Origin of the sequence: Micromonospora sp. WMMC250, assembly GCF_027460215.1 — a bacterium.
In the GTDB taxonomy this organism is placed as follows: domain Bacteria; phylum Actinomycetota; class Actinomycetes; order Mycobacteriales; family Micromonosporaceae; genus Micromonospora; species Micromonospora taraxaci.
On the sequence record NZ_JAPZBJ010000002.1, the window covers coordinates 855,316 to 868,721 of the forward strand.

Consider the following 13,406-nt stretch of genomic DNA (forward strand, 5'->3'; position numbering starts at 1 on the left):
GGTTTGATGTTAGGCGGCGATCGGGCTGGGATCGGCGTGGTCGGTGTCGTGTTGGTCCGGCTCGATGATGACGAGGCGGGCTTTGGCGAGGAGTTCCAGGCCCATGTAGCGGCGTCCTTCGGTCCACTCGTCGGTCTGCTCGGCCAGGACGGCGCCGACGAGGCGGATGATCGCCGCCCGGTTCGGGAAGATCCCGACGACGTCGGTGCGTCGGCGGATCTCCTTGTTTAGCCGTTCCTGCGGGTTGTTCGACCAGATCTGGCGCCAGATCTCACGCGGGAAGCCGGTGAAGGCCAAGAGGTCGTCGCGGGCGTCAGCGAGGTGCTCGGCCGCGGCCGGGAACTTCGCCTCGATCGTGGCGACGACCCGGTCGAACTGGGCGCGGACAGCGTCGGCGTCGGGCTGGTCGAAGATCGTCCGAACAAGGGTGGCGATCCACGGCTGGGCCGACTTCGGGACCTTCGTGAGCAGGTTGCGCAGGTAGTGGGTGCGGCAGCGTTGCCAGGCTGCTCCGGGCAGGGCGGCGCCGATCGCGGCGACGAGGCCGCGGTGAGCGTCGGAGATGACCAGTTGAACGCCGGACAGGCCCCGGGCGGTCAGCGATCGTAGGAACGCCAGCCATCCGGCGCCGTCCTCGTCGGAGGCGACGTCCAGACCGAGGACTTCACGTTGTCCATCGGCGTTGACGCCGACAGCGACCAAGGCGTGGACGTTGACCGTGCGCCCGTGCTCGCGGACCTTCATCGTCAACGCGTCCATCCACACGAAGGTGTAGTGCGCGGCGTCCAGAGGCCGGTTGCGAAACGCCTCGACCTGCGCGTCGAGGTGCGCCGCCATCTCTGACACCTGCGACTTGGACAGCTGCCGGACGCCGAGTTGCTCGACCAGTTTCTCCACCCGACGAGTCGAGACGCCGAGCAGATAGGAGGTAGCCACCACCGAGACGAGAGCTTGCTCGGCTCGCCGGCGGTGCGTCAGCAACCAATCCGGGAAGTAGCTGCCCTGCCGCAGTTTCGGCACCGCCAGGTCGATCGTTCCGGCACGGGTGTCCCACTCCCGCACCCGGTATCCATTGCGGGAGTTGACCCGCTCGTCGCTGCGCTGCCCATAGCCGGCACCGCAGATCACGTCGGCTTCGGCGGACATCACCGCCTGCGCGAACGTCTTGATCATCGCCTGCAACACGTCCGGCGACGCGCCCTCGATCTGCTCGCGCAGCAGGTCAACAGGGTTCACACTCTCAGATGCGGCCATCGCGTCCTCTCTTCCTTCTCTGACTTGGTCGTCTTGAAGGATCGACGCGATGGCCGTCTCTCATCTACACAACACGCCCATCACGGGCAAGTCGTACACCACTCCCGTGGACGCAACCCCGCGCCGTGCGGCGGACCGCGCCGTGCGGCGGACCGCGGCCGCGGTGGCCCACGCCGCCTGGCGGGCCTGCGCCGTCCCGCGGCGTCGTGCGACGGCAAGCGGCAAGCGGCAAGCGGCAAGCGGGACGCCGGGAACAAGGTCGGGGGTGGGCTGGTTGTGGAGGGTGTCGGTGTGACTCAGTGTCCCCGGGCCTCACCTAAATTGCCCTCGCGGAATACCGTTCGGCTGGAGCCGCGTCGTGCCACTCGCCGAGAGGCGACCTGCACACCGACACCAGCGCCGCCCCCGGCCCACAAGGCCGGGGGCGGCGCTGTCTGTGCTCGGAGAGCGGCGGCACAATGTCCGGATGACAGACGCGCAGCCGTGGTCGGAGCAGCCGGGCTTACTCGTACTCCCCAGTGGGGTTGCGGTGCGCGGACGCCGTGTTGCTGCGGAGACCTCGCCTGCCGACTTCGCCGTGCTGTTGGCACCTGGGCCGGTGCCGGCCTGGCCGCATCGGCGGATCCGGTGGCCCGATTTCTGGGTTCCGCTGGATCGCGCTGACGCCCTCGACGCCCTGCGGGAGGCGCTGCGGCGGGCGCACGACGGCGAACGCGTCGAGGTGGCCTGCCGGGGTGGGGTGGGCCGCACCGGAACGGCGCTGGCCGCGTTGGCGATCCTCGACGGTCTGCCGGTCGAGCGGGCGGTGCCGTGGGTTCGGGCGGGCTACCACCCGAAGGCGGTGGAGACCCCCTGGCAGCGGCGTTGGCTACGCCGCGTCGCCTGAGCCGCAACCTCCACACGCCCTGGCCGGCCGCGCGCCAAGCCCCGAACCGCGGGCGTCACCCCCTGTCGACCGCTGCGGACGCGGTGACGTACTCGCGGAGGTGGGTGGCCGTGAGGGTGTCGCCGTGGGCGACCAGGTCGGCGGGTGTGCCGGTGAAGACGATCTGGCCGCCGTCGTGTCCGGCGCCCGGGCCGAGGTCGACGATCCAGTCCGCGTGCGCCATGACCGCCTGGTGGTGCTCGATGACGATCACCGTGTTGCCGGCGTCGACCATCCGGTCGAGCAGGGCCAGGAGTTGGTCCACGTCGGCCAGGTGTAGGCCGGTGGTGGGCTCGTCCAGGACGTACGTGGTGGTCTTCTCGGCCAGGTGGATGGCGAGCTTGAGCCGTTGACGCTCGCCGCCGGACAGGGTGGTCAACGGCTGACCGAGGCTGAGGTAGCCCAGCCCGACGTCGACCAGCCGGTTGAGGATGGGGTGCGGGAAGAACGCGTGCGCCTCGGTGACCGACATGGCCAGCACCTCGCTGATGTTCTTGCCGCGCAGCGTGTACGTGAGCACCTCGTCGGTGAAGCGTCGGCCCTCGCACCGTTCGCAGACGCTCGCCACGCCGGCCATCATCGCCAGGTCGGTGTAGATCAGCCCGATCCCCTTGCAGGCCGGGCAGGCGCCCTCGGAGTTGGCGCTGAACAGGGCGGCCTTGACCCCGTTGGCCTTGGCGAACGCGGTGCGGATCGGGTCGAGCAACCCGCTGTAGGTGGCCGGGTTGCTGCGCCGGGAGCCGCGGATCGGGGACTGGTCCACGATCACGACGCCCTGACGGCCGCGCAGCGACCCGTGGATGAGCGAGCTCTTGCCGGAGCCGGCTACGCCGGTGACCACGGTGAGCACACCGAGCGGGATGTCCACGTCCACGTCGCGCAGGTTGTGCAGGTCGGCCTGGCGGATGGGAAGGTGCCCGGTGGGTCGGCGTACGTCGGCGCGCAGCGTGACCCGGTGGTCCAGGTGCCGGCCGGTCAGGGTGTCGGAGCGGCGTAGCGCGGCGACGTCGCCGGTGAAGCAGATCCGCCCGCCGTCGGTGCCGGCCCCGGGGCCGAGGTCGACCACGTGGTCGGCGATCGCGATGGTCTCCGGTTTGTGCTCGACCACCAGCACCGTGTTGCCCTTGTCGCGCAACCGCAGCAGCAGGTCGTTCATCCGGGCGATGTCGTGCGGGTGCAGGCCGACGGTGGGCTCGTCGAAGACGTACGTGACGTCGGAGAGGCTGGAGCCGAGGTGCCGGACCATCTTCACCCGTTGCGCCTCGCCGCCGGAGAGGGTCGCCGACTCGCGGTCCAGGCTGAGGTAGCCCAGCCCGATCTCGACCAGGGACTCCAACAGATCCCGCAGGTTGGCGACGAGCGGCGCCGCTCCCGGGTCGTCGACGCCCCGGACGAACGCGGCCAGGTCGCTGATCTGCATGGCCGAGCACTCGGCGATGTTCCGCCCGGCGATGCGCGACGACAGGGCTGCCGCGTTGAGTCGGGTGCCGCCGCAGTCGCCGCAGCTGGTGAAGGTGACCGCCCGGTCGACGAAGGCGCGGATGTGCGGTTGCATCGACTCGCGGTCCTTGGCCAGGAGGAGCCGCTTGACCTTGACCGCCAGACCTTCGTACGTCCAGGTGTTGCTACCCACCTTGATCTTCGTGGCCGGCTTGTGGAGGAAGTCCTCCCACTGCTGCGGGGTGAAGTCCTGGAGTTTGACGTCGGGGTCGAACAGGCCGGAGCCGACGATGGTCTGCCAGTACCAGGAGCCGACGGCGAAGTTGGGGGCGGTGATCGCGCCGTCGTTGAGGGAGCGTTCGACGTCGACCAGTTCGTTGACGTCGAGGTCGGAGACCCGGCCGAGCCCTTCGCAGGTGAGGCACATGCCCTCGGGCAGGTTGAAGCTGAACGCCCCGGCGCCACCCACCGACGGTTGACCGAGCCGACTGAACAGGATCCGCAGCATCGCGTACGCGTCGGTGGCGGTGCCGACGGTGGAGCGGGAGTTGACGCCCATCCGTTCCTGGTCGACGACGATGGCCGCGCTGAGGTTGCGCAGCGAGTCGACGTCCGGCCGGTTGAGGTTCGGCATGAACGACTGGAGGAACGCACTGTAGGTCTCGTTGATCATGCGCTGGGACTCGGCGGCGATGGTGCCGAAGACCAGCGACGACTTGCCGGAGCCGGAGACGCCGGTGAAGACCGTCAACCGGCGCTTGGGGATGTCGACCGAGACGCTGGCGAGGTTGTTCTCCCGCGCTCCGCGTACCTCGATCATGTCGTGGCTGTCGGCGGCGGACCATGCTGGCTGCGACATGCGGACCCTTCACGGATTCGTGGCGGGACTCCTGCCCCGCCGGTGCTGACGGCTTCCATTGTCTCATTCATCCCCACGTAGAGACTTTTGCCGAGCCTGCCGAGCAGGCCGCCGCGAACTGCTCCGGAAAGTCTCAAATCACGTGGTAACCGGTACGGTTGCCGTCGTGACCTCCGGACCCGTCGAACGGCTGCGCGCCGTCGACCTCGCCGCCACCGTCGGGATCTCGGTGCAGCAGGTGCGCAACTACGTCGAGCAGGGGGTGCTGCCGCCGGTGGGCCGCACCGCCAGCGGATACCGGATCTTCACGACCGCGCACGCGCGGGCGCTCACCGTGGCGCGCCGACTGGCCGAGGGGCACGGCTGGATCCGTACCCGGGAGATCATGGCGGCGGTGCACTCGGGTGACCTGCCGGCGGCCCTGGCGGCGCTCGACGGCGGGCATGCCGAGCTGGACCGGGAACGCGCGGAGATCCGCCGGGTGCTCGGTGCCTTCGAGACCGTGTTGGCCAGCCCGTCGCAGGCCCGGCCCGCGCCGCGCCGCGACGTCCGCATCGGCGAGGTCGCCGCAGTGGTCGGGGTCCGGACCTCGCAGCTTCGGCTGTGGGAGGACCGCGGGCTGCTGCGGCCGGGACGCGCCCCGGGCACCAACTACCGGGTGTACGACGAGACGGAGCTACGCGCCGCGCAGGTCATCGCGCTGCTCCGCCGGGGCGCGTACCCGTTCGAGATCATCGAGGCGGTGCTGGGTGAACTGCGGACCACCGGCAGCCCGCAGCGGGTCCGTGCCGAGCTGGCCCGGCGTGAGCAGGAGTTGCACGCCCGCAGCCTGCGCAGGCTGCGCGGCAGCGTCGCCTTGCACGACTACCTGACCGCTCGGGTTGACCCGCATCCCATCCCGCGAAGCGATCGTCGTGACTAGGGTCGGGCACATGAGAGCTGCGCTGCTGGCGGCCACGACGTCCGCCCTCCTGCTCGCTCCCGCGCCGGTCGACGCGGCGGGAGCCTCCGCCGTGCCCACTGTGCGATGCCCCCGGGTGCCGGTGCCGGCGATGTCCCGTCCACCCCGGCCCTCGCCCCCGCCCGCCGTGCCCGCGCAGCGGGTCGTCGGCGGCGTCGGGCTGAACACCGCCGGCCTGGTGGTGCCGGCCGGCGCTCCCGCGCCACCGGGGGTCAGCGCCACGTCGTGGCTGGTCGCCGACCTGGACAGCGGCCAGGTGCTCGGCGGTTGCGGGCCCCACGAGTACGGCACACCCGCCAGCGTGCAGAAGCTCCTGCTGGCGGCCACCATGCTGCCCCGGCTGGACCCGAAGGAGACGGTCACCGTCACCGACGAGGACATGGACATCGAACCCGGATCCTCGGCCGTGGGCCTGGTCGCGGGAGGCCGGTACACCATCGAGACCATCTGGCTCGGGTTGCTGCTCAACTCCGGCAACGAGGCCGCCAACGCCCTCGCACGTCTCGGTGGCGGCGCGGACAGCGCCGCCGGCGTACGCGCCATGAACGAGCACGCGCACCACCTCGGCGCGCTCCAGACGCACGCCGTCACCCCGTCCGGCCTCGACGGGGCGGGCCAGTTCACCAGCGCGTACGACCTGGCGTTGATCGCCCGCGCCTGCTTCGCCCAGCCGACGTTCCGCCGGTACGCGTTGACCGAGCAGACGTCGATTCCGGCCCAGCCGGCGCAACGCACCAAGGGTTTCGACATCCAGAACGAGAACCAGCTCATCTACCGGTACCCGGGTGCGCTCGGCGGCAAGACCGGGTTCACCGATCTGGCCCGGCACACCTACGTGGGGGCGGCGGAACGGGGAGGGCGGCGGCTGGTGGTGACCCTGCTCGGCGCCGAGTCGGCGCCGAAGCGTGGCTGGGAGCAGGGTGCCGCCCTGCTCGACTGGGGGTTCACAGTGCCCCGGGACGCCTCGGTCGGCCGGCTGGTCGAGCCGGGTGAGCTGACCGCTACGCCGTCGGCGGCACCGTCGGCGCTGGCGGCGCCCGGTGCGCCCCGGCCGGCGGCGGCCAGCGGGCCGGGCCACAGCGGCTCGGGATGGCTGTGGTCGGTGACCGCTGTCAGCGGGGCGGGCGTGCTGGCGTTGATGGGCGGGCTGCTGTGGCGGCGTCGCCGTCGGCTGCCCTGACGAATCGACATCCGGCGCTGCCCTCCATAGACTCCGGTCTTTGTGGCACCACGAGTCCAGGAGGATCCCTGTGTCGAGTGAACTCCCACCGCGCCCCCGCGTGGCGGCACCCCGCCGCGCCCTGACCCGCCTCGCGGGGGTGACCGTGCTCGCCGGAGCGCTGGTCGTCGGCGCGTCCGCCGCCGCTGTCGCCGCGCCCGGCCCGTCGGCAGACGCGGCGAACGCGTCCGGCGCGTCGGCCGCGTCCGCTGCACAACGCATCGACGCCGCCGCTCGACCGCCGCGCACCACGCACGGCCCGTGCGCGTACACCGAGACGCCGGACGAGCCCGCAGCCCGACCGGTGCCGCTGCCGCCCGACCCGCGACGCACCCCGTCCCGGGGCACGGTCCGGGTGACCCTCGCGACCAACCACGGGCCGATCGGGCTGACCCTGGACCGGGCCGCCGCGCCGTGCACCGTGCAGAGCTTCCTGCACCTGGTCGGCAAGCGTTTCTACGACCGCACGTCGTGCCACCGGCTCACGGCGTACCCGACGCTGAGCGTGTTGCAGTGCGGCGACCCGTCGGGCACCGGCGAGGGCGGCCCGGGATACCGGTACCGCGACGAGCTGCCCACCGACCTGCCGCCGGCGCCCACCGACCCGACCGGGGAACGCCGGGTGTACGCCCGGGGCGTCCTCGCGATGGCCAACGCCGGGCCGGACACCAACGGCAGCCAGTTCTTCCTGGTGTACGCCAACTCGGCGCTGCGCCCCAACTACACGATCTTCGGTGAGGTCGACGCCGCCGGGCTGGCCACCCTGGACCGGATCGCCGCCGGGGGAGTGGCCCCGACCGCGGAGGATCCCGCGCCTGTCGACGGCGCGCCCGCGCTGCCGGTGACGATCCGCAAGGCCGTCCGCGCGCACCACCACCACTGACCGTACGGCGCGGTGGGCGACCCGTTGTCGCTCACCGCGCCCGGCCGTCTCGGCCGGGTCGCCGACCGGTCGCCGTAATTACCGGAACCGGATCGGAAGCGCTCCAACCGGTCTCCGGCGCAGTTCCGGCCGTCACGACGGGTCGGGTGACCCGGTCGGCGGGGCGGCGGTGCTGTCCCGCACGACCAGTTCGGTCGCGAGTTCGACACGTGGCGAGTCGATGCCCTCGCCCTGGGACAGGCGCAGCACCGTTCGTGCCGCCAACCGTCCCATCTCGACCAACGGCTGACGCACCGTGGTCAGCGGCGGTGACGCCCAGCGGGCCTCCGGCAGGTCGTCGAAGCCGACGACGCTGACGTCGTCGGGCACGCGCAGCCCTCGGCGTCGAATGGCCTCGTGGACCCCGAAGGCCATCTGGTCGCTGGCGGCGAAGATGGCGGTCGGCGGGTTGGGGAGGTCCAGCAGCGCCGTGGCGCCGGAGAACCCGGAGGCGTGGTAGAAGTCACCCGGGTAGATCAACGCGTCGTCCACCGGAACTCCGGCGGCCTCCAGCCCGGCCCGGTAACCGTCGAGTCGCGCGCGGCTGCACAGCAGGTGCGTCGGGCCGGCCACGAAGCCGATGCGTCGGTGCCCGATGGACAGCAGGTGTTCGGTGGCGGCGAGCCCACCGGCCCAGTTGGTCGCCCCGATGGTCGGCACGTCCATCGCCGGAACGCCGGCCGGGTCGACGACCACCACCGGCACGTTGAGCCGGCGCAGCTGCGCGTGCAGCGGCGGGCTCAGGTGCGAGGTCACGAAGATGACACCGTCGGTGGCCCGGGTGCGGAGGTTCTGCAGCCACTGCCGGGCGGCGGTGGGCTGCCGGTGGATCGCGGAGACCACGGTGCCGAGGCCCGCGCCGTGCCCGACATCCTCCACGCCACGGATGATTTCCACCGCCCAGGGGCTGTCCAGGTCGTTGAAGACCAGGTCGACCAGGCCGGCGCGGCGAACGCTGCGACTGGTGCGACGCCGGTAGCCGTGGTGACGCAACAACTCCTCGACCCGCTCCCGGGTGCCGGGAGCCACATCGGAGCGACCGTTGAGCACTCGTGACACCGTCGGCACCGAGACCCCGGCCTCCCGTGCGATCGCGGTGATGGTCACCCTGCGTCCGTCGTCCGCGCCCACCCGCGTCTCCTTCACCGAACCGGAGGACCGACCACCAGGTGCCGTCCGCCGTGTGTCCCGGAACGGCGTGCCCGTTCCACGCGTCATCTTGCCTCACCGGTAGGGGTTCACGACACGCCAGGTCGGCTGAGGACCCGACCATACTTGCGGAAAAGTTCCGGAAGCCCATTGGGCGGATGGCCTCGGCCGGCCTCGTCCGAGGCCTCAAGGCAGCGAGTGGATCATGGTCACCGTCTGCGGCGGCCCGAGTGGGGCTGATAGACAGGACTGGTGCGTACCCGGGTCGCCGTCGTGCTCGCGGTCGTCGCGCTGCTCGGCGGCTGTTCACGGCCGGAGCCCCGGCCCGCGCCGGCGTCGTCGGCCGCGTCGCAGCCGCCGCCGGTACACCCCACCCCGTCACCGAGCCCTGTCGAGCGGCTGCCCGGCTTCGTCGTGCTGACCGACCTCGACCCGCGCATCCACGCCGACATCCGCTACGCCACACCGCACAACTTCGTCGGCCGTCCGATCACCGGCTACCGCGAGCCGCTGTGCCTGCTCACCCGGCAGGCCGCGGAGGCGCTGCGGCGTGTGCAGGACGCCGCGCTGGCCGGCGGACACAGCCTCAAGGTGTACGACTGCTATCGCCCGCAGCCGGCGGTGGACGACTTCGTGGCCTGGGCGAAGCGCCCCGACGACCAGCAGACCAAGGCCGAGTTCTACCCGGACGTGGCCAAGAACCGGCTCTTCGCCGACGGCTACATCGGGGCGCCCACCGCCCACAGCCGAGGCAGCACCATGGATCTGACCCTCGTCGACGAGCCACCCGCCGGCCAGCCCCCGTACCGGGTCGGGCAGCCGCTGGTCGCCTGCACCGCGCCACACGGGCAGCGTTTCGCCGACAGCAGCATCGACATGGGTACGGGCTTCGACTGTTTCGACTCCCGGGCGCACACCGCCGACGCCCGCGTCACCGGCACGCCCCGCGACAACCGGCGGTTGTTGCAGCGGCTGATGACCGACGCCGGGTTCGTCAACTACGACCGCGAGTGGTGGCACTACAGCCTGCGCGACGAGCCGTACCCGGACACGTTCTTCGCCGCGCCGGTCGCCCGCTCGTCGGTCGGCTGAAGCCTGACCCAGCAGCGCCGCTGCCGGGGGCGTCCGGAATGATCGTCGCAATGACCACCGAACGAATCGGCCCCCCGGTCACCGGCGACGAGCGGGAGACGCTGCGCGCGTTCCTCGACTTCCACCGCGCGACGCTGGCTCTCAAGTGCGAGGGCCTGTCCGACGAGGAACTGCGCCGGCGGTCCATGCCGCCCTCCACGCTCTCCCTGCTCGCCCTGGTGCGGCACATGGCGGAGGTGGAACGTGCCTGGTTCCGACGGGTCATCGACGGCGAGGACGTTCCGTTGGTCTGGTCGGAGGTCGGCGACTTCCAGCAGGCGTACGACGCCAGCTCGGCCACCAGGGCGGAGGCGTTCGCCGCCTGGGAGCGTGAGGTCGAGCATGCTCGTCGGATCGAGCGCGCCGCGCCGTCGCTGGACGTGACCGGTCACAACGTCCGCTCCGGCGAGACCGTGTCGCTGCGGCTGGTGATGCTGCACCTGATCCACGAGTACGCCCGGCACAACGGTCACGCGGACTTCCTCCGGGAGGGCATCGACGGCGCCGTGGGCGTGTAGTGAGGTGCGTCGAGGCCGCGTCCACCGGGCCTCAACAGTGACACTTCTCGATTCATAACGATAGACGTATGATGTCTATCCACTGTGGGTTCCGTCGAATCGATTCGCCCAACCCGACCAGATGATCGACGGTGCTCGCTCCGGGGCTGGCCTGGATACCGCAGCCACATGACCTTCTCGCTCGGCGTTCTGATGGGCCAGTATTGCCGCCACCGGCGCGCGCCACGCCCACCAGCCGTTCGAAAGGATTCGACGAACGTGAAGAGAACAAGACTCAGCCGCTTCCTGGCCGCCGCAGGAATCCCGTTGCTCGTCGCCGTCGGCGCCGGTGGCTACGTGGTCTCCGACCCGCCACCGGCGCGCGCCGCCACCACCGGCCCGTGCGACATCTACGCCTCGGGTGGTACGCCGTGCGTGGCCGCGCACAGCACCACCCGGGCGCTGTACGGCGCGTACGACGGGCCGCTCTACCAGGTCCGGCGATCGTCGGACAGCACCACCCGCGATGTCGGCGTGCTGAGCGCCGGAGGCTACGCCAACGCCGCCACCCAGGACTCCTTCTGCGCCAACACCACCTGTGTCATCACCGTCATCTACGACCAGTCCGGCCGCAACAACCGCCTCACCCAGGCACCACCCGGTCACTTCGTCGGCCCCGCCCCCGGCGGGTGGGACAACCTCGCCGACGCGAAGGCCGCGCCGGTCACCGTCGGCGGCCAGAAGGCGTACGGCGTCTACATCGCCCCCGGCACCGGCTACCGCAACAACAACACCAACGGCGTCGCCACCGGCGACCAACCCGAGGGCATCTACGCGGTCGTCGACGGCACCCACTACAACCAGTGGTGCTGCTTCGACTATGGCAACGCCCAGACCAACAACCTCGCCGACGAGCGCGCGATCATGGAAACCGTCTACTTCGGCGCCAACAAGCAGTGGGGCTACGGCGCGGGGGCCGGTCCGTGGATCATGGCTGACCTGGAGTGGGGGCTGTTCTCCGGGGTGAACGCGGGTTACAACAACATCGCCTCGATCAACCACCGCTTCGTCACGGCCATGGTCAAGGGCGAGCCGAACCACTGGGCGATCCGCGGTGGCAACGCGCAGTCGGGCAGCCTCACCACCTACTTCGACGGGCCACGCCCCAGCGGCTACCACCCGATGAAGAAGGAGGGCGCCATCCTGCTCGGCATCGGTGGCGACAACAGCATCACCGGCCGTGGCACCTTCTTCGAGGGCGTCCTGACCTCCGGCTACCCGTCGGCGGCTACCGAGAACGCCGTCCAGGCCAACATCAACGCCGCCGGGTACGCCCCGGCCGGAGGTGGCAACCCCCAGCAGAACGTCCAGGTCGTCGGCGCCCAGTCCGGGCGCTGCGTCGACGTGCCGAACGGCACCACCACCAACGGCACCCAGGTGCAACTGTGGGACTGCATCAGCAACAGCACCGCGCAACGCTGGACCTACACGGCCGGCAAGCAGATCCAGGTGTACGGCAACAAGTGCCTCGACGCCAACGGCCAAGGCGCCACCAACGGCACCCAGGTGATCATTTGGGACTGCCACGGCGGCACCAACCAACAATGGAACCTCAACGCCAACGGCACCATCACCGGCGTCCAGTCCGGACTCTGCCTCGACGCCAACGGCGCCGCCACCGCCAACGGCACCAAACTCATCCTGTGGTCCTGCAACGGACAACCGAACCAGCAGTGGTCCACCCGTAGCTGACCACTCGACGACACCCCGGGCCGGCCGCCCTTCTCGATCGAGGTGAGGGCGGCTCAGGTCCAGTAGAGGATCCGGCAGGCGGGGACCCGGGCGGTCAGTTCGGCGGTGAACCAGTCACGCAGCTCGGCCATCGTGTCGCGCGGGTAGACGTACTTCACCGCGCCGAACCTGCCGTGCTTGCGGCTGCGGGCCTCCTCGTCCATCTCCAGGCGGGTACGCGGGTACCACCCGAGCAGCACCTCCTTGCTGCCGGGGGTGAACCGATGGGTGATCAGCTCGGCGGTCAGGTCCAGCTCCGGCACCCCGTCGACCGCCGCGCGAACCTGGTCGATCAACCCGCGGTAGGCCTCCCGCCAGTCGGGCAGCGCGATGATCGGCGCGATGGTCAGCCCCACCGGGTAGCCGTCCAGCGCGAGTCGGCGCAGCGCGGCCAGGCGGTCCGGCACCCGGGCGGTGCCACCCTCGAACCGTTCACCGACCGGGGCGCAGTTGACGCTGAACCGGACCCGGGTGCGACCGGCGTGCGGCAGCCCGACGAAGGTGCCCACGTCGGCGTACTTGGTGGTCCAGCGCAACTGCACCGGCGCGTCCCAGTCGGCGAAGTGCCGCACCGCCCGCCGCCAACTGCCGGTCAGGTGCTCCAACGCGAGTGGGTCGGTGTAGCACGACGCCTCGAAGGTGGTGCCCTCGTCGGCGCGCCGCACGTTGCGGCTGGTCACCGTTCCCCGCCCGGCGTACGGTGCGAGCCCGGCCAGGATGTCGTCGAGGTCCGCGTACACCCGGGTGACGGGTGGGCCGGACAGGGAGCCCGCCAGGTAGCAGTACTGGCAGTGTGCGGGGCAGCCCTCGGCCAGGTCGACGCGCCAGTCGGCGCTGGGCGCGATCGGTTGCAGGGTGCGCCGCGAGGGTGGGCTCACCACGATCGCCATGGTCGCCTTGGCCCGCGCGTACGTCTCCCGGTCGGTAGCTCCGCGTACCCCGGTGAGCCGGTTGGATGTGAGGTGTTCTACCTCGATGCCCAGGGCCCGCACCCGTTCGACGATCCGTTGCCCGTGGGGGTGTTCCAGCGCGGCGGGGGTGGCCACCACCCGGCTCGGGGTCCAGCGGCGCGCGGGCCTGGCCGGCGGCGCGAGGCCGGCCAGATCGCGGGTCGGCACCCGCTCGCCACTGGCGTCGTGCGGCGCGGCGGGTACGTCCACGGCGAGCGGCTGGTCGACGTCGACGGCGTCCGGGCTGGTCACCGGCCCGGGGTACCCGCTGCCGCAGGAATCCCACCCGTTCGGGCGATCGGTGATTG

Annotated in this window: 11 protein-coding genes; 7 read left to right on the plus strand and 4 right to left on the minus strand. The window is 71.1% G+C overall.

What is annotated here, in order from left to right; genetic code table 11:
• Positions 1-9 precede the first annotated feature (9 nt).
• Positions 10-1,254: an IS256 family transposase gene (locus O3438_RS03310; protein WP_269678513.1), complete on the minus strand. Its 1,245-nt coding sequence runs from the start codon at positions 1,252-1,254 to the stop codon at positions 10-12.
• A 466-nt stretch (positions 1,255-1,720) separates the two neighbouring features.
• Here O3438_RS03310 and O3438_RS03315 point away from each other — a divergent pair, with 466 nt between their 5' ends.
• Positions 1,721-2,140 (plus strand): protein-tyrosine phosphatase family protein, encoded by a 420-nt coding sequence (locus tag O3438_RS03315; protein ID WP_269678514.1) that lies wholly within the window; start codon positions 1,721-1,723, stop codon positions 2,138-2,140.
• A 55-nt stretch (positions 2,141-2,195) separates the two neighbouring features.
• Here O3438_RS03315 and O3438_RS03320 read toward each other — a convergent pair whose 3' ends face one another.
• A complete protein-coding gene (locus O3438_RS03320; RefSeq protein WP_269678515.1) occupies positions 2,196-4,478 on the minus strand; it encodes an excinuclease ABC subunit UvrA in 2,283 nt (760 codons plus the stop codon).
• A gap of 166 nt (positions 4,479-4,644) precedes the next feature.
• Here O3438_RS03320 and O3438_RS03325 point away from each other — a divergent pair, with 166 nt between their 5' ends.
• The 3 genes from O3438_RS03325 (at position 4,645) to O3438_RS03335 (ending at position 7,541) form a co-directional block, all read left to right on the plus strand.
• Complete coding sequence (locus tag O3438_RS03325) at positions 4,645-5,400, plus strand: MerR family transcriptional regulator (RefSeq protein ID WP_269678516.1); 756 nt, start codon at positions 4,645-4,647, stop codon at positions 5,398-5,400.
• A 10-nt stretch (positions 5,401-5,410) separates the two neighbouring features.
• A complete protein-coding gene (locus O3438_RS03330; protein ID WP_269678517.1) occupies positions 5,411-6,619 on the plus strand; it encodes a D-alanyl-D-alanine carboxypeptidase family protein in 1,209 nt (402 codons plus the stop codon).
• Positions 6,620-6,689: 70 nt separating this feature from the next.
• Positions 6,690-7,541 carry a peptidylprolyl isomerase gene (locus O3438_RS03335; RefSeq protein ID WP_269678518.1) on the plus strand — a complete coding sequence of 284 codons (852 nt, stop codon included), beginning with the start codon at positions 6,690-6,692 and terminating at the stop codon, positions 7,539-7,541.
• A 132-nt stretch (positions 7,542-7,673) separates the two neighbouring features.
• On the opposite strand, the gene O3438_RS03340 is transcribed toward O3438_RS03335, so the two are convergent.
• Positions 7,674-8,711 (minus strand): LacI family DNA-binding transcriptional regulator, encoded by a 1,038-nt coding sequence (locus O3438_RS03340; protein WP_269678519.1) that lies wholly within the window; start codon positions 8,709-8,711, stop codon positions 7,674-7,676.
• A gap of 270 nt (positions 8,712-8,981) precedes the next feature.
• Between O3438_RS03340 and O3438_RS03345 the strand changes: the two genes are divergently transcribed.
• The 3 genes from O3438_RS03345 to O3438_RS03355 all read left to right on the plus strand — a co-directional run bounded on the left by O3438_RS03345 (position 8,982) and on the right by O3438_RS03355 (position 12,109).
• Entirely contained in the window at positions 8,982-9,821 is an 840-nt protein-coding gene (locus tag O3438_RS03345; protein ID WP_269678520.1) for a M15 family metallopeptidase, read from the plus strand.
• Between the two features lie 50 nt (positions 9,822-9,871).
• The gene (locus O3438_RS03350; RefSeq protein ID WP_269678521.1) at positions 9,872-10,378 is read left to right on the plus strand and encodes a DinB family protein; all 507 of its coding nucleotides are present in this window, start codon (positions 9,872-9,874) and stop codon (positions 10,376-10,378) included.
• A gap of 258 nt (positions 10,379-10,636) precedes the next feature.
• The gene (locus O3438_RS03355) at positions 10,637-12,109 is read left to right on the plus strand and encodes an arabinofuranosidase catalytic domain-containing protein (protein WP_269678522.1); all 1,473 of its coding nucleotides are present in this window, start codon (positions 10,637-10,639) and stop codon (positions 12,107-12,109) included.
• A 53-nt stretch (positions 12,110-12,162) separates the two neighbouring features.
• Here O3438_RS03355 and O3438_RS03360 read toward each other — a convergent pair whose 3' ends face one another.
• Positions 12,163-13,350, minus strand: coding sequence for a spore photoproduct lyase family protein (locus tag O3438_RS03360; RefSeq protein WP_269678523.1), 1,188 nt, complete (start codon positions 13,348-13,350; stop codon positions 12,163-12,165).
• Positions 13,351-13,406 lie beyond the last annotated feature (56 nt).